Source organism: Enterobacter sp. GD03975, assembly GCF_029838645.1.
Lineage (GTDB): Bacteria > Pseudomonadota > Gammaproteobacteria > Enterobacterales > Enterobacteriaceae > Enterobacter > Enterobacter quasihormaechei.
This window is the reverse complement of the sequence record NZ_JAOBZC010000006.1, coordinates 36,053-51,196: the sequence shown is the minus strand read 5'-3', so window position 1 is coordinate 51,196 and position 15,144 is coordinate 36,053. Positions and strand designations below refer to the sequence as shown.

Here is a 15,144-nt window from a genome sequence, read left to right as displayed (position 1 = left end):
CCCAATACAATATAGGCTGGGAGTGAAGCAATTTTTTTCATGTGTTTTCTCCTGATTGAATTGACGGATCCGGCTTGGCGGAAAAATCGTCTTGTTCCGAAGCAGGGATAACGCGTTTAGTTTGTTGCTGAATTGCCGGCATGACCGAAGGCGCGGCCGGCGTCGTTAATTCCCGATCGCTGCGGCACGGCAGTAACAGGTTATTAAAGAGATCTTTCGGCAAAGGAGCCGGTAACGAAATAGAACATTGCTGGTCGCCATTCCACGTCACCTGCATCTCTTCGCCCGGGTTGACGCCCGCAAGATAGACGCTGCCATTGTCGTCAACTAACCCTACCTGCTGATGCCTTTCGTTAAAGACTTCTGCACCAAACGGTGGATTTTTACCGTTACTCAACCGCAGGATCGCGACCGCTTTTTCTCCACGAATAATGTCGAACTGACGGTAACCAATCGCCCCTTCAGTCAGCGTAATCTGGGCGGTTGAGCGCGTGGCTTCCGCATTCTCCGGCAAGTTTTCAATATCGATTTTTATGTCATTACGGTAGTAGTCGTTAATGTCCGACAGGACGGCCATGCCAAACGCGTTGGTATAAACGGGCGCATTATAGCCGCCCACCGGTACGCCTTCCTGGCCGCTTGCGTCAATCATTAACCTTGAGCCGCCCGGGATGGAAACGCGGTGCAGCGCGCCGCCGTGGCCCGTCAGCGTGGCTCCGCCTTCCAGGGATATCCCCACCGAGGAATAATTATTCTCCAGATAGCTGGCATTGAGATCCAAATCCGCGATATCACCGCTGTGGCGATAATAACCGTCGGCCGATTTCTGGCTTTGTGAATCACCGACGCTAAGCTGGTAATTATTATTGTCATCCACGCGCTGGCTATAGCCCACACGATTAGAGTGATCGTCCTGGCTGTAAGAGCCGTTATAATTAAACGAGCCGCCTTCTCCCCACGGAATATTGACGGAAAGATAAAATCCATCGTCAGTCTCGTCATCATATTCACTGCGATAGCCGTTCAGAGACAGGCTGATATTTCTAAAGTCACCAATGTCAAAATATTTAGAGAACATAATGTTATAGTTATTCTCGTCCGAACGGTCCCAGTAAGAACGACGCGTCCAGTTCACGAAAACGTTTATGCCAATATCAATTAAGTTCTGGTTGTAGTTAACGGTAAACATCTGCTTATCTTTTCCGGAGCGGAAATGTTCACCGTCCTGCGCATCCAGGTAATCGTTCATCGTCATGAAGTTTTCTTCAGAGAAGCGATAGCCGGCAAAGGAGATGCGGCTGTGCAGCTCGTCGTAATCTTTGGAATAACTTATGCGGTATGAGTTACCCTGGAGCGTATCGTCGTCTTGATCTTCCGTGATGAGCGCGCGCGAACGCGTGACGTCAAACGAGAGTGCCCCAAGCGCGGCCATGTCGCGCCCGATGCCTACCGCCATCGCCTGATAATCCTGCTCACCTATTCCGCCGCCATACAGGGACCAGCCATCGGCTACGCCCCAGGACGCTTCGCTGGCCGCAAAAATATTGCCTGCCATATTGTGGTTCCAGTCCTGTGGACGGCCTACGGTGGTTTTGAAGCGCACCTGATTGGCGCGGGTCAGGAAAGGCACCGACGTGGTGCTGACATCGTATTCCTGTACTTTTCCATCCTGCTCTTCAATGCGCACGTGCAAATCGCCAGAGACGGACTGGTTAATATCCTGAATTCGGAACGGGCCCGCCGGGACCTGTTTTTCATACAGCACTCTCCCCTGCTGCGTAACCACAACTTTGGCATTGGTGCGCGCGACGCCCGCGATGTCAGGCGCGTAGCCCCGCAAGTTTGGGGGCAGCATTTGATCGTCTGAATTGACACTTAACCCTGCGTAGTTAAAGGTGTCGAAAATATCTGACGAGAGCGACGTTTCTCCCATCAGAAGCTGGGCGCCCCAGGCAGGCAAAGCGCGATAGGCATAATAACGACTCCACTCCCAGTTACGGGTCGTTTCGCCGTCCTGATGCTGGTAATCAGCCTGCCAGTCGGCGCGTAGACGCCATGGGCCTAAGTTTGCTCCCAGGGTCCCATTGCCGCTGACATCCTGTTCGTTGCCGCCTTCATTTTCATCATGTTCATGGCTGGCATTAATATTATAATCAAAGAGAATACCCGGAATACCTTCATCCCAACGCGCGGGCGGATCCCAGTTTTCATCCGAATATTCGAGATAGGCTTGTGGAATAGCAATACGCAGCGCTGATTCGGACATGTCCGCGTTCACGTGCATATCTTTCAGCTGATCTGGTTTTAGACACGCGCCCTCTTTTATCCAGATAAACTTCTCTGTGAGCTCGGGCTTAATACCCAGATGCGCGACCAGATCAGGTGAAAGACATGCAAAGCTGTCATCAGGCTCATCTTCTTTTGGATACCAGTTGATATCGTAATTTTCAGGCAGCCGGCCTTTATTCACAATGACCTGTAAATTATATTTCCCCGGCAGCACATAGCCTTTGCGGGAAAAATGGCTTAAGTCGTAGTTTTCACTCCCCTGGACATCCAGAAACTGAGTATTAAATTCAACTGCATCTTCTGCAAAAGAATCATTAAGAGATGATCCCATAATAAGGCCAATCAATATGGCCAGATGCTTTAGTTGATAGAAATTGCCGCACTTCATTATTAATACCTTGAATGCCGATATGGCCCGCGCAAAGATGTCTAAATTGCCCCGCCTGCGCGGGGCAAAACAGAGAATTACAGGTAGCTGATCTGGAAACTGGTCAGAGAGGAGAACTCACCTGTGTCGATAGTTTCAGCAGCGGTTTCGCCCTGTACCCACGCTTTGAACGCGAATTTCTGATCGGCCAGACCTTTGCCTTCGGCATCTACAGCCAGCGCCTGCGTTGCAGCGGTGCCCAGACGGATTTCGGTACCCTTAGAGTTCGCCAGAACGATATGAGAACCTTTCATCTCGCCCTTCGCACCCATCAGCGCCAGGTAGCCCGGGTTCGCCGTAGATTCGTCACCGCTCGCATTAAATACAATGTTCATGCTGGTCTGATCGTCAAACACGCAGTTGACCAGCTGAATATCGAAATCTACAGCCTGAATAAGGCCTGCTTTCAGTGAACCGGTACCCAGGTTTTCACCGAGGCTAATGGTCTGGTTTTCGTCGCCAATTTTAATTGAGCATGGGGAAGTCACAATTTTGCCAACAAATGTAACGGTACCATCATTGCCTTCAGCGTGGGCTGCCATAGCAGAACCGCCTAATACAAGCATGCTTAACAGAGCTGACTTAGCGAATTTTTTCATTTTCAATCCTTAAAAATATAACGGTTATAAAAATCACTACTTTAGTGAAAGGGTATTTTAGGGAAATATCCCGCGTACTGGTTTAAAAAATAATACAACGAAGGAATAAGAAGAATTTAAAGCGATAGGATTATAACCTGTTAACCTTCTGCTCATCCTTGATGGGCTTTATTTAGCCCAGACATCATTGACGCTCCTGTCCGATGTCGTCCAATTTTAAAACGTAATTTATGCTCTAAATGATATTATTTGACGCCAATATACCCTGTTTTGTGAATGTGTATATTTAATTTAACTAATTTCTTTTTTCAGAATAAATTAATGACTTTGCTGCTACGCATTCATGATCTGAATAAAGTAATTAAGAATGGAAAATGAAGGGGTTAGCCAAAAAAAAAGCCCCTTACCGAAGTAAGGGGCTCTCATTTACTTTACAACGCGTAGCGCCGGTCGACCACCGCGCGGTGGCGGTTCATCATCCGGACCCTCGTCGTCGTCCTGACGATCGGGCTTGTCGCCATCAATCACCGACATGACCGGGTCGCTTTCGCGTTCATCGGATGCGTCATCGTCATTCAGGCTGGCGACATCTTCATCATAAGCCGCTTCCGGCTCGAACATGGTGCCTGCACCGTTTTCACGGGCATAGATAGCCAGAACCGCAGCCAGCGGAACGGAAACCTGACGCGGGACGCCGCCGAAACGCGCATTAAAGCGCACTTCGTCGTTTGCCAGCTCCAGGTTACCCACTGCACGTGGCGCAATATTCAGTACAATCTGTCCGTCACGTGCGTATTCCATTGGAACCTGCACGCCCGGCAACGTCACATCCACAACCAGGTGCGGCGTGAGCTGGTTATCCAGCAGCCATTCATAGAAGGCGCGCAGCAGATACGGACGGCGTGGGGTAAGTTGTGACATTTCCACAGTCATTAGCCTCGGCCGAGACGCATTTCGCGCTCCGGTTCAGTTAAGGATGCCAGGAAAGAGTCGCGCTCAAAGACGCGCGTCATATAGCCTTTCAGCTCTTTCGCGCCCGGGCCGCTGAACTCCACGCCCAGGGTTGGCAGACGCCACAGCAACGGCGCCAGGTAGCAATCTACCAGGCTGAACTCGTCGCTCAGGAAGAACGGTTTTTGACCAAATACCGGCGCAATCGCCAGCAGCTCTTCACGCAGCTGTTTACGCGCAGCATCTGCTTCTGAAGAGGAACCGTTGACGATAACGTTCATCAGCGTGTACCAGTCTTTCTCGATACGCTGCATGTACAGGCGGCTTTCACCACGCGCAACAGGATAAACAGGCATCAGTGGCGGATGCGGGAAACGCTCATCCAGGTATTCCATAATGATACGGGATTCCCACAGGGTCAGCTCGCGATCCACCAGCGTCGGTACGCTTTGGCTCGGGTTGAGATCGATCAGATCCTGAGGCGGGTTATCCTTTTCCACATGCTCGATCTCAAAACTGACACCCTTCTCGGCCAGCACGATACGAACCTGATGGCTATAAATGTCAGTAGGACCAGAAAACAGCGTCATTACCGAACGTTTGTTGGCAGCGACAGCCATGAAAACCTCCAGGTATATTCAGAATTTTTACTGCTACCGGCCCAACGGGGCCAGCCAGATGAAGTATCGCCCATCCCAGAGAAGACACATTGTTCAAGAATCGAACAAAAATCGAGTATTCACCGATATTTGGGCAGAAAATTGGATGATAGTTTACCAGATTTTGATGGCTTTGTGGTGAGGGGATGCCGGAAATGTGGAAAAAGAGAAGATATATGAAATGTTACTGTGGATAACCTGCGCATTATCCATAAAAAAACCCGCCGAAGCGGGTTTTTCGCCAATCGTTCTGCGTAAGCAGAATGGATTAACGTTTGGAGAACTGTGGACGACGACGTGCTTTACGCAGACCCACTTTCTTACGTTCAACCTGACGAGCGTCACGAGTAACGAAGCCAGCTTTACGCAGTTCAGAACGCAGGGATTCGTCGTACTCCATCAGAGCGCGGGTGATACCGTGACGGATCGCACCTGCCTGACCGGAGATACCACCACCTTTAACGGTGATGTACAGATCCAGTTTTTCTACCATATCAACCAGTTCCAGCGGCTGGCGAACTACCATGCGGGCAGTTTCGCGACCGAAGTACTGTTCCAGAGAACGCTGGTTAATTACGATTTTACCACTGCCCGGTTTAATGAAAACGCGAGCTGCGGAACTTTTGCGGCGACCAGTGCCGTAGTATTGATTTTCAGCCATTGCCTATAATCCCGATTAGATGTCAAGAACTTGCGGTTGCTGTGCCGCGTGGTTGTGCTCGTTGCCTGCGTAAACTTTCAGTTTACGGAACATAGCACGACCCAGCGGGCCTTTTGGCAGCATGCCTTTAACCGCGATTTCAATCACACGCTCAGGACGGCGGGCAATCATCTCTTCAAAGGTCGCTTCTTTGATACCACCGATGTGGCCGGTGTGGTGGTAGTACACTTTGTCAGTACGCTTGTTGCCGGTAACAGCAACTTTGTCAGCGTTCAGAACGATGATGTAATCACCGGTATCAACGTGCGGAGTGTATTCCGCTTTATGCTTACCGCGCAGGCGACGAGCCAGTTCAGTAGCCAGACGGCCCAGAGTTTTACCGGTCGCGTCAACAACATACCAGTCGCGCTGTACGGTTTCTGGTTTAGCTGTAAAAGTTTTCATTAAAAGCTTACCCAAATAATAAGTTACACGTTGGTGAACACCCAAACGTTTAGTCAGTTGAGGTTCACACGACAAAGTCCGGCAAACCTACCCCTTCGAATAGCACATGCCGACACATAGAAAGTTTCGGGAAAAAAACCTTCTCGTAACGTGGGGTCGCAAGATTATAGAGAAGTTGAGGTCAAAGATCGACCCTTAAATGTGATTTGGAATGGGTTTTTCGAGACGGTGGAAAATGCCGGGTGGCGGCTGCGCCTTACCCGGCCTACATGGTTCCCGTCTCAAGGAGAGGGTAGCATTTATGGCATATGCTCGCGCTTGAGGTACTCTTCGCTCTGCATCTCTTGCAGGCGCGACAGGCAGCGCTGGAACTCAAACTTCAGGCGCTCGCCCTGATAAATCTCATATAAAGGTACTTCGGCGCTGACCACCAGCTTAACGTGGCGCTCGTAAAACTCATCTACCAGCGCAATGAAGCGGCGCGCTTCGCTCTCCATGAGCGGGGTCATGACGGGCACATCCCACAACATAACGGTATGGAACAAACGCGACAGCGCAATGTAGTCATGCTGGCTGCGGGCATCCACGCAGAGCGTTGCAAACGAGACGGCCAGCGTCTGGTTCTCAACGCCCAGGGTCGGCAACGGACGATGGTTAATCTCCAGCGCTGGGGCGTTATCTCGCGGCGCACCCGCCAGCGCCAGCCACAGTTTATCCATCTCGCGGGAGGTGTCGGCGTTCAGCGGCGAAAGCCACAGGTGCGCTTGCGTCAGCGTGCGCAGACGATAATCGACACCGGCATCGACGTTCATGATGTCGCAATGCTGTTTGATAGCATCAATGGCCGGCAGGAAACGCGCCCGCTGGAGACCATTGCGATAAAGCTCATCCGGCGGGATATTAGAGGTTGCCACCAGGGTGATCCCACGCGCAAACAGCGCTTTCATCAGCCCCCCCAGCAGCATGGCGTCCGTAATATCGGAAACAAAGAACTCGTCGAAGCAGAGCACGTCCGTTTCCGCCTTGAAGCGATCGGCCACGATCTCCAGCGGGTCGGTTTCGCCCTGGAGCGCCGTCAGCTCTTCATGAACCCGCAGCATGAAACGGTGAAAGTGCAGACGCTGCTTACGTGTGCCGGGCAGGCTCTGGTAAAACATATCCATCAGCCAGGTTTTACCCCGTCCAACGCCGCCCCACATATATAAGCCGCGAACCGGTGCGTTTACCGGCGGCTCTTTTTTACCCAGCAAACGGCCAAATGCCGCCTTCAGCCCGCTGCTCTGCGCCGCATCGGCGGGTTTCGCCAGAAGTTCCTGGTATATCGTGTCCAGGCGGTTAACCGCTTCACGCTGGACATCATCCGGCTGGTGGGTGCCCTCACTCAGGGCCAGTTGGTAACGCGATGAAGGGGACAGGTTTTGCATGATGTTGTTGTTATTCCTTTAGTTAAACCTCACCAGCGCGCGCGGCTGATGAAAAAAAGGCCGTTCTACACTACGCGATGATACGTCAGGATTCCACTTCTGCGGAAATAGCGGTTATAGTGGCATAATCAGGCACAGGCAGGAGCCGAGCCAACACCCTACGGAACAACAAGACAACGGGAGAAGTTCATGACCTGGGAATATGCGCTAATCGGTTTAGTCGTCGGCATCATCATCGGTGCTGTGGCCATGCGTTTCGGTAACCGCAAATTGCGTCAGCAGCAGTCACTGCAATACGAACTGGAAAAGAACAAAGCCGAGCTGGAAGAATATCGTGAAGAGCTGGTCAGCCACTTTGCCCGTAGCGCCGAGCTGCTGGACAACATGGCGACAGATTATCGCCAGCTCTATCAGCACATGGCGAAAAGCTCCAGCAGCCTGCTGCCGGAAATGACCGCAGAGACCAACCCCTTCCGCAATCGTCTGGCGGACTCTGAAGCCGGTAACGATCAGGCACCGGTTCAGATGCCACGCGACTATTCAGACGGCGCGTCCGGCCTGCTGCGCGGTGGTGTAAAACGCGATTAATCGCAAAACCTGAATAAATTTTACGGGCGCACCTCATGCGCCCGTCCTTTCTTCCCGTCCCCAGCTATTATTTACTCAATCACCTCATTGTTCAGCGGTTGAAAATTCAATAACATCAAGATGTTTTTGGGGCCGTTCTTTTTCATTCCAGGATACGAGAGTCAGCATCGATGAAGAAAAAAAACCAGCTGTTGAGCGCCTTAGCGTTAAGTGTCGGGTTATCTCTCTCGGCCTCCTTCCCTGCCAGTGCGGCTCTGCCTTCGCAGGTGCCCGGACAAGAAGCCATTCCCAGCCTCGCGCCGATGCTTGAAAAAGTCCTGCCTGCGGTGGTCAGCGTGCAGGTGGAAGGGACCGCACGACAAAGCCAGCGCATCCCCGAAGAGCTGAAGAAATATTTTGGCGAAGAGGCGCCGGATCAGCAGGCTCAGCCGTTTGAAGGCCTGGGTTCGGGCGTGATTATCGACGCGGCTAAGGGCTATATCCTGACCAATAACCACGTGATCAGCCAGGCCGATAAGATCAGCGTTCAGCTGAACGATGGCCGGGAGTTCGACGCCAAACTGATCGGCGGTGACGATCAGAGTGATATTGCCCTGCTTCAGGTGCAAAACCCCAGCAACCTGACCCAGATCGCCATCGCCGATTCCGATAAGCTGCGCGTCGGTGATTTTGCCGTCGCGGTCGGTAACCCGTTCGGCTTAGGCCAGACCGCCACTTCCGGGATTGTCTCCGCCCTGGGGCGCAGCGGCCTGAATCTCGAAGGACTGGAAAACTTTATCCAGACCGACGCCTCCATCAACCGGGGCAACTCCGGCGGTGCGCTGCTTAACCTGAACGGTGAGCTGATCGGCATCAACACCGCGATACTCGCGCCAGGCGGCGGCAGCATCGGGATTGGTTTTGCCATTCCGAGCAACATGGCCAAAACCCTGTCTCAACAGCTGATTCAGTTTGGCGAGGTTAAGCGCGGGCTGCTGGGCATCAAAGGCATGGAGATGAGCGCCGATATCGCCAAAGCCTTTAAGCTCAACGTCCAGCGCGGGGCGTTTGTCAGCGAAGTACTGCCCAACTCCGGCTCTGCAAAGGCGGGCGTGAAATCCGGCGACGTTATTGTCAGCCTGAACGATAAACCGCTGAGCAGCTTCGCTGAATTACGTTCACGTATTGCCACCACGGAGCCTGGCGCTAAAGTGAAGCTGGGCCTGATCCGCGAGGGCAAACCGCTGACCGTGGAAGTGACGCTGGACAAGAGCACCTCCTCTTCCGCCAGCGCAGAACAGATCTCCCCGGCGCTCCAGGGCGCTACGCTGAGCGACGGTCAGCTTAAAAACGGCACGAAAGGCATTTCTGTCACTAACGTTGAGAAGAGTAGCCCGGCCGCGCAGGCAGGTTTACATCAGGACGATGTGATTATTGGCGTGAACCGCACTCGTGTGCAGTCTATTGCGGAAATGCGTAAGGTGCTGGAGAGTAAACCGGCGGTCATTGCCCTGCAAATTATCCGTGGCAACGACACTCTGTACATTTTACTGCGTTAACCATTTGCGACTCCGGGCATCGCCGCTGCGTGTGATGTCCGGATAACTCATGTTATGCTGCAAACCGTTCCTTTTTTAACGACACACGCATCATGCTTTTAAAGCTCTTTCGTTCAATTGTCATTGGTTTGATCGTTGCCGGTCTGCTGCTGGTGGCTATGCCATCTTTACGCCAGTTCAACAAACTGTCGGCTCCCCAGTTCGACAGCACGGATGAAACGCCTGCGACGTACAATCAGGCGGTACGCCGTGCCGCCCCCGCCGTGGTTAACGTTTATAACCGCGGGCTTAACAGCTCCGCGCATAATCAGCTGGAGATCCGCACGCTCGGTTCCGGCGTGATCATGGATGACCGGGGTTATATCATCACCAATAAACACGTCATTAACGATGCCGACCAGATTATCGTCGCCTTGCAGGATGGTCGCGTGTTTGAAGCCCTGCTGGTGGGGTCGGACAGCCTGACCGATCTGGCGGTCCTGAAGATCAACGCCACGGGCGGTCTGCCGACTATCCCGATAAACCGCAAACGAACGCCGCACATCGGCGATGTGGTGCTGGCGATCGGTAACCCGTACAACCTGGGCCAGACCATCACGCAGGGGATCATCAGCGCGACCGGTCGAATTGGCCTGAACCCGTCAGGACGACAGAACTTCCTGCAAACCGATGCCTCGATCAACCACGGTAACTCCGGCGGCGCGCTGGTGAACTCCCTGGGTGAACTGATGGGCATTAACACCCTCTCCTTCGACAAGAGCAACGACGGCGAAACACCGGAAGGGATTGGCTTTGCCATTCCGTTCCAGCTGGCGACCAAAATCATGGACAAGCTGATCCGCGATGGCCGCGTGATCCGCGGTTACATTGGTATCGGCGGTCGTGAAATCGCGCCGATGCATACGCAGGGTGGGGGTATCGATCAGATCCAGGGGATTGTGGTCAACGAAGTGGCGCCTGGCGGCCCGGCAGCCAATGCGGGCATCCAGGTGAATGACGTTATCCTCTCCGTCAACGGCACGCCGGCGGTCTCTGCGCTGGAAACCATGGACCAGGTGGCCGAGATTCGACCGGGCTCCATTATTCCTGTTGAAGTCATGCGAAACGATAAGAAGCTGACGATTCAGGTCACCATTCAGGAATATCCGGCCACTAACTGACGGCCATAAAAAAACCGAAGCCTGTGCTTCGGTTTTTTTTGCCGGGTGGCACTTACGCTTACCCGGCCTGCTCAGGGAGAGGACGTTTTACTTGTTAACGAACTCTTCGCCCAGCGTGATATCTTTCTTCAGCGTATCCAGCATGCCTTCCATCGCGTTTTGCTCAAACGCGCTCAGCGTGCCGATAGACTTACGCTCTTCAACACCGTTTTTACCCAGCAGCAGCGGCTGAGAGAAGAAACGCGCGTGTTCACCGTCGCCTTCAACATAGGCGCATTCAACAACGTCTTTTTCGCCCTGCAACGCGCGCACCAGAGACAGGCCGAAACGTGCTGCCGCCTGGCCCATAGACAGGGTTGCAGACCCGCCACCCGCCTTCGCTTCCACCACTTCGGTGCCCGCGTTCTGAATACGTTTAGTCAGGTCAGCCACTTCCTGCTCGGTGAAGCTCACGCCCGGGATCTGCGACAGCAGAGGCAGGATGGTCACGCCAGAGTGACCGCCGATAACCGGCACTTCCACTTCCGTTGGCTGCTTGCCTTTCAGCTCAGCCACGAAGGTATTGGAGCGGATGATATCCAGCGTCGTCACGCCGAACAGTTTGTTCTTGTCGTATACGCCCGCTTTCTTCAGCACTTCTGCTGCGATAGCAACGGTGGTGTTCACCGGGTTGGTGATGATACCGATGCACGCTTTCGGGCAGGTTTCAGCGATCTGCTGAACCAGGTTTTTCACGATGCCCGCGTTGACGTTGAACAGATCTGAACGGTCCATACCCGGTTTACGTGCAACACCCGCAGAGATCAGCACCACGTCGGCACCCTGCAACGCAGGACGCGCATCTTCACCGGAGAAGCCTTTGATTTTCACAGCTGTCGGGATGTGACTCAGGTCAACCGCCACGCCTGGGGTTACCGGAGCAATATCGTACAGGGAGAGTTCTGAGCCTGAAGGCAGTTGGGTTTTCAGTAGTAGGGCAAGCGCCTGGCCGATACCACCAGCAGCGCCGAGGACTGCGACTTTCATCCTAAACTCCTTATTATGGTTAACTTAAGTATCTGTAAATCCGTTGCGGCGACCATAATTCAGCACGTCATTAATTACAATTTTCATCGCTAAAGAATTTGAGGTCGCACGTCTTTCGCCTTCACCTGAATGCTATCAGGCTGTGGGCAACAACGTATTAAGAGGGGGTTACAATACACCCTGCCACGCCACCAAAACAACATCATTTTGATAACATTTAATTTACTTTTAAGCTTATTTGCGCGGCGTGACCCAGGCATGTTTTCCGATAACGAAATCTGATAAAATCACTCCCTTTCATAACATTATTTCAGCCTGGCGCCAGGTAGATAATTTGCATAAAAATTCATCCACATGCATAATAATGTTGTTTCTTTCGTCATATTCCGGGTGACTTATGCGAAGCTCGTCTAAGCAAGAAGAATTAGTAAAGGCGTTTAAAGCGCTACTCAAAGAAGAGAAATTCAGTTCTCAGGGAGAAATTGTTCAGGCGTTGCAGGAACAAGGCTTCGATAACATCAACCAGTCGAAGGTCTCCCGCATGTTAACCAAGTTTGGTGCGGTGCGTACGCGCAACGCCAAAATGGAAATGGTTTATTGCCTGCCTGCTGAACTTGGCGTCCCGACAACCTCCAGCCCGCTGAAGAACCTGGTTCTGGACATCGACTATAACGATGCCGTGGTTGTGATCCACACCAGCCCAGGTGCCGCACAGCTGATTGCTCGCCTGCTGGACTCGCTGGGTAAAGCTGAGGGGATCCTCGGTACTATCGCCGGTGATGACACCATCTTTACCACCCCGGCAAATGGTTTCTCGGTGAAAGACCTCTACGAAGCGATTCTGGTCCTGTTCGAACAGGAGCTGTAATTGCCTGCCCCGTAGCGCACGGCTACGGGGATCATTCTGCTGTTGCCTCGTTTTACCCTGCTTTCCACTGCCTGCTGCTTTTGCAAATAGTGCTTTTTACCGCCTGTTAACATTCAGCCAGTGGATGATTTGCTGCAAAATCGCACTAAAAATCAAATTCATCTATCAATATGATTTTAAATACAAAAATGGACAAAAATCGCCTTGCCATGCCCTTTTTTATGCACTCCCGTTATAAAAATCGATTTTTTTAATACGTAATAACAAGGGAAACCATTAGTCTGGTATTAATTTTTTGCGTGATTAGTGTATACTTGATTTTGTGATGAGGGTCACAGAACAAAGACCCCAGTAGAATAATTGACGAGGTAACCGATCATGAAAATTAAAAACACTGTTGCTGCCCTGAGCGTACTCTCTGTCCTATCATTCGGTGCGTTTGCGGCCGACGCCATTAATGCCGAACAGGCACAATCCCGTCAGGCTATCGGGACGGTTTCTGTTGGTGCCATCGGCGCATCTCCGATGGACATGCACGACATGCTGAACAAAAAAGCGGAAGAACAGGGTGCATCATCCTATCGCGTAATTGAAGCACGCAGCGGTGACCACTGGCACGCTACGGCTGAACTGTACAAATAAACCCTCGTCGTATCTCATCATACGACTTGCCCCTGACCTCCCGGTCAGGGGCTTTTTTATGACTGACGCACATTGAAACGCAGTTGCCCTTCCAGCTCCTCCTCCGCTTCATCAAACAGTAAAATCAGTGCGCCAAAGCGTCTGCGCAGCTTTTCAGGCAGATGGGTAAACTCGATTTCCATCGGTAACGGCAGCGTGTCGCCGGTCACCACATCCCACAGCATATCAAGGTTGCTTACGCTGTCCCGCTCCAGGTCGAACGCCCGAATAAACTCGCGGTAGAAGTCTTCCTGACTATCAATTTCGTCAAAATCAAAGGTATAAATTTTCATTGCCAGCCACCCGGTACAGGCGGGCGGCAGATGCCGCCCTGTCTATTATAATCCCCCGATATGCAGGGTTTTAACTTCCAGAAACTCCTCCAGCCCCAGCACGGACCCCTCGCGTCCCAGCCCGGACTCTTTTACCCCCCCAAACGGGCCCAGTTCGGTCGATACCGCACATTCATTAATCCCGATCATGCCGCTCTCAATGGCCTGTGAGACGCGGAACACCCGCGACAGATTCTGGGTATAGAAGTAGGCTGCCAGCCCATAAGGCGTATTGTTCGCACGCATCACAACTTCGTCTTCCGATGTGAAGCGGAAGCAGGCGGCAACAGGTCCGAAGGTCTCCTCTTCCGCCAGCTTCATGCCTTCATGGCAGTCACCGAGGACGGTGGGCATCCAGAAGTTACCGCCAAGCTCATGCGGTTTACCGCCAGCCAGCACCGTGGCGCCCTTCGTTACCGCATCTTCGACGTGCTCACGAACTTTATCGACAGCCGAAGGCTCAATCAGCGGGCCGACAACCACGCCCTCGTCCAGGCCATTACCCACCTTCAGCGCCTTCACCGCATCAGCAAGCTGATTGACAAACTTGTCGTAGACCGTCTCCTGAATATAGAAACGGTTTACGCTGACGCAGACCTGCCCGGCGTTACGGAACTTATTGGCGATGGCGCCTTTAACGGCGGCCTCAATGTCCGCGTCCTCAAAAACGATATACGGCGCATTGCCGCCCAGCTCCATCGACACCTTTTTCATGGTGTCTGCGGAATTGCGGACCAGCGTTTTCCCGACGGCGGTTGAACCGGTAAACGAGATTTTGCGCACGTCATGGCTGGCCATAATGGCGTCGCTAATTTCAGAGGTGCTCCCCGCGACCGCATTCAGCACACCATCCGGCACACCGGCCTGCTTCGCCAGCGTCAGCAGCGCAAAGGCGCTCAGCGGCGTGTTGTTTGCAGGTTTGATCACGCCGGTACACCCAGCTGCCAGCGCCGGGCCGAGCTTACGGGTGAGCATGGCCATCGGGAAGTTCCATGGTGTGATAGCGGCAACCACCCCGACAGGCTCCCGGGTGGCCAGAATACGGGAGCCGGGTTTAACCGGAGGAATAATTTCGCCGTTGGCACGCTTGGCCTGCTCGGCAAACCACTGAATGAAGCTGGCGGCATACTCTACTTCGCCCTCAGCTTCTTTCAGCGGCTTGCCCTGCTCGGTGGTCATCAGCCTTCCGAGCCAGCTTTTATTCTCAATAATCAGTTCATACCAGCGATAGAGGATCGCAGAACGCTCTTTTGCCGTTTTTGCGCGCCATGCAGGAAAGGCTTTCGTCGCGGCCGCAATAGCCTCTTCGGTTTCGGCTTTACCTGCTTTCGCTACTTTTGCAATGACCTCGCCCGTGGCCGGGTTTAGCACATCAAACGTGGTGTCGAGTGTTTTCCAGATACCGTTAACCAGATACCCGGTCTGAAAAAGCGTACTGTCCTGAAGAGCCTGGGTTGTCATGTGTCCTCCCTTCCTGAATGTTTGAACCTACAGGAT

The 15,144-nt window shown here is 52.8% G+C and carries 15 protein-coding genes; 5 read left to right on the top strand and 10 right to left on the bottom strand.

Annotation, left to right across the window (positions count from 1 at the left end):
- Positions 1-37: 37 nt before the first annotated feature.
- The 7 genes from N5C09_RS12315 to zapE form a co-directional block, all read right to left on the bottom strand.
- Complete coding sequence (locus N5C09_RS12315; protein ID WP_279749129.1) at positions 38-2,677, bottom strand: outer membrane usher protein; 2,640 nt, start codon at positions 2,675-2,677, stop codon at positions 38-40.
- A gap of 77 nt (positions 2,678-2,754) precedes the next feature.
- Positions 2,755-3,315: a fimbrial protein gene (locus tag N5C09_RS12310; protein WP_063867544.1), complete on the bottom strand. Its 561-nt coding sequence runs from the start codon at positions 3,313-3,315 to the stop codon at positions 2,755-2,757.
- 426 nt (positions 3,316-3,741) lie between these two features.
- The gene (gene sspB, locus N5C09_RS12305; RefSeq protein ID WP_279749128.1) at positions 3,742-4,242 is read right to left on the bottom strand and encodes a ClpXP protease specificity-enhancing factor; all 501 of its coding nucleotides are present in this window, start codon (positions 4,240-4,242) and stop codon (positions 3,742-3,744) included.
- Positions 4,243-4,247: 5 nt separating this feature from the next.
- The gene (gene sspA / locus N5C09_RS12300) at positions 4,248-4,886 is read right to left on the bottom strand and encodes a stringent starvation protein SspA (RefSeq protein ID WP_014071978.1); all 639 of its coding nucleotides are present in this window, start codon (positions 4,884-4,886) and stop codon (positions 4,248-4,250) included.
- Between the two features lie 307 nt (positions 4,887-5,193).
- A complete protein-coding gene (gene rpsI / locus N5C09_RS12295; RefSeq protein ID WP_003860436.1) occupies positions 5,194-5,586 on the bottom strand; it encodes a 30S ribosomal protein S9 in 393 nt (130 codons plus the stop codon).
- A gap of 15 nt (positions 5,587-5,601) precedes the next feature.
- A complete protein-coding gene (rplM, locus tag N5C09_RS12290) occupies positions 5,602-6,030 on the bottom strand; it encodes a 50S ribosomal protein L13 (protein ID WP_006178824.1) in 429 nt (142 codons plus the stop codon).
- Between the two features lie 299 nt (positions 6,031-6,329).
- Complete coding sequence (gene zapE, locus N5C09_RS12285; RefSeq protein ID WP_279749127.1) at positions 6,330-7,454, bottom strand: cell division protein ZapE; 1,125 nt, start codon at positions 7,452-7,454, stop codon at positions 6,330-6,332.
- 189 nt (positions 7,455-7,643) lie between these two features.
- On the opposite strand from zapE, the gene zapG reads away from it, so the two are divergent.
- The 3 genes from zapG to degS all read left to right on the top strand — a co-directional run bounded on the left by zapG (position 7,644) and on the right by degS (position 10,740).
- On the top strand, positions 7,644-8,042 hold the full coding sequence (zapG, locus tag N5C09_RS12280; RefSeq protein WP_003860432.1) for a Z-ring associated protein ZapG: 399 nt from the start codon (positions 7,644-7,646) through the stop codon (positions 8,040-8,042).
- Between the two features lie 170 nt (positions 8,043-8,212).
- Positions 8,213-9,580, top strand: a complete 1,368-nt coding sequence (gene degQ / locus N5C09_RS12275) for a serine endoprotease DegQ (RefSeq protein ID WP_107534001.1) — start codon at positions 8,213-8,215, stop codon at positions 9,578-9,580.
- 92 nt (positions 9,581-9,672) lie between these two features.
- Positions 9,673-10,740, top strand: coding sequence for an outer membrane-stress sensor serine endopeptidase DegS (gene degS / locus N5C09_RS12270; protein WP_003860430.1), 1,068 nt, complete (start codon positions 9,673-9,675; stop codon positions 10,738-10,740).
- Between the two features lie 87 nt (positions 10,741-10,827).
- On the opposite strand, the gene mdh is transcribed toward degS, so the two are convergent.
- On the bottom strand, positions 10,828-11,766 hold the full coding sequence (gene mdh / locus N5C09_RS12265) for a malate dehydrogenase (RefSeq protein ID WP_006812159.1): 939 nt from the start codon (positions 11,764-11,766) through the stop codon (positions 10,828-10,830).
- Between the two features lie 397 nt (positions 11,767-12,163).
- Between mdh and argR the strand changes: the two genes are divergently transcribed.
- Together argR and yhcN are read left to right on the top strand one after the other, a co-directional pair.
- On the top strand, positions 12,164-12,634 hold the full coding sequence (gene argR / locus N5C09_RS12260; RefSeq protein ID WP_003860428.1) for a transcriptional regulator ArgR: 471 nt from the start codon (positions 12,164-12,166) through the stop codon (positions 12,632-12,634).
- 378 nt (positions 12,635-13,012) lie between these two features.
- Positions 13,013-13,276: a peroxide/acid stress response protein YhcN gene (gene yhcN / locus N5C09_RS12255; protein WP_063451005.1), complete on the top strand. Its 264-nt coding sequence runs from the start codon at positions 13,013-13,015 to the stop codon at positions 13,274-13,276.
- Between the two features lie 56 nt (positions 13,277-13,332).
- On the opposite strand, the gene N5C09_RS12250 is transcribed toward yhcN, so the two are convergent.
- Complete coding sequence (locus N5C09_RS12250) at positions 13,333-13,608, bottom strand: barstar family protein (RefSeq protein ID WP_279749126.1); 276 nt, start codon at positions 13,606-13,608, stop codon at positions 13,333-13,335.
- A 45-nt stretch (positions 13,609-13,653) separates the two neighbouring features.
- Complete coding sequence (locus tag N5C09_RS12245; protein ID WP_279749125.1) at positions 13,654-15,108, bottom strand: NAD-dependent succinate-semialdehyde dehydrogenase; 1,455 nt, start codon at positions 15,106-15,108, stop codon at positions 13,654-13,656.
- Between the last annotated feature and the right edge of the window lie 36 nt (positions 15,109-15,144).

Excerpts from the sequence above, each read along its gene's own strand:
- N5C09_RS12315 (WP_279749129.1), bottom strand. The coding sequence starts at position 2,677 with ATGAAGTGCGGCAATTTCTATCAACTAAAGCATCTGGCCATATTGATT.
- N5C09_RS12310 (WP_063867544.1), bottom strand. The coding sequence starts at position 3,315 with ATGAAAAAATTCGCTAAGTCAGCTCTGTTAAGCATGCTTGTATTAGGC.
- sspA (WP_014071978.1), bottom strand. The coding sequence starts at position 4,886 with ATGGCTGTCGCTGCCAACAAACGTTCGGTAATGACGCTGTTTTCTGGT.
- rpsI (WP_003860436.1), bottom strand. The coding sequence starts at position 5,586 with ATGGCTGAAAATCAATACTACGGCACTGGTCGCCGCAAAAGTTCCGCA.
- rplM (WP_006178824.1), bottom strand. The coding sequence starts at position 6,030 with ATGAAAACTTTTACAGCTAAACCAGAAACCGTACAGCGCGACTGGTAT.
- zapE (WP_279749127.1), bottom strand. The coding sequence starts at position 7,454 with ATGCAAAACCTGTCCCCTTCATCGCGTTACCAACTGGCCCTGAGTGAG.
- zapG (WP_003860432.1), top strand. The coding sequence starts at position 7,644 with ATGACCTGGGAATATGCGCTAATCGGTTTAGTCGTCGGCATCATCATC.
- degQ (WP_107534001.1), top strand. The coding sequence starts at position 8,213 with ATGAAGAAAAAAAACCAGCTGTTGAGCGCCTTAGCGTTAAGTGTCGGG.
- degS (WP_003860430.1), top strand. The coding sequence starts at position 9,673 with ATGCTTTTAAAGCTCTTTCGTTCAATTGTCATTGGTTTGATCGTTGCC.
- mdh (WP_006812159.1), bottom strand. The coding sequence starts at position 11,766 with ATGAAAGTCGCAGTCCTCGGCGCTGCTGGTGGTATCGGCCAGGCGCTT.
- argR (WP_003860428.1), top strand. The coding sequence starts at position 12,164 with ATGCGAAGCTCGTCTAAGCAAGAAGAATTAGTAAAGGCGTTTAAAGCG.
- yhcN (WP_063451005.1), top strand. The coding sequence starts at position 13,013 with ATGAAAATTAAAAACACTGTTGCTGCCCTGAGCGTACTCTCTGTCCTA.
- N5C09_RS12250 (WP_279749126.1), bottom strand. The coding sequence starts at position 13,608 with ATGAAAATTTATACCTTTGATTTTGACGAAATTGATAGTCAGGAAGAC.
- N5C09_RS12245 (WP_279749125.1), bottom strand. The coding sequence starts at position 15,108 with ATGACAACCCAGGCTCTTCAGGACAGTACGCTTTTTCAGACCGGGTAT.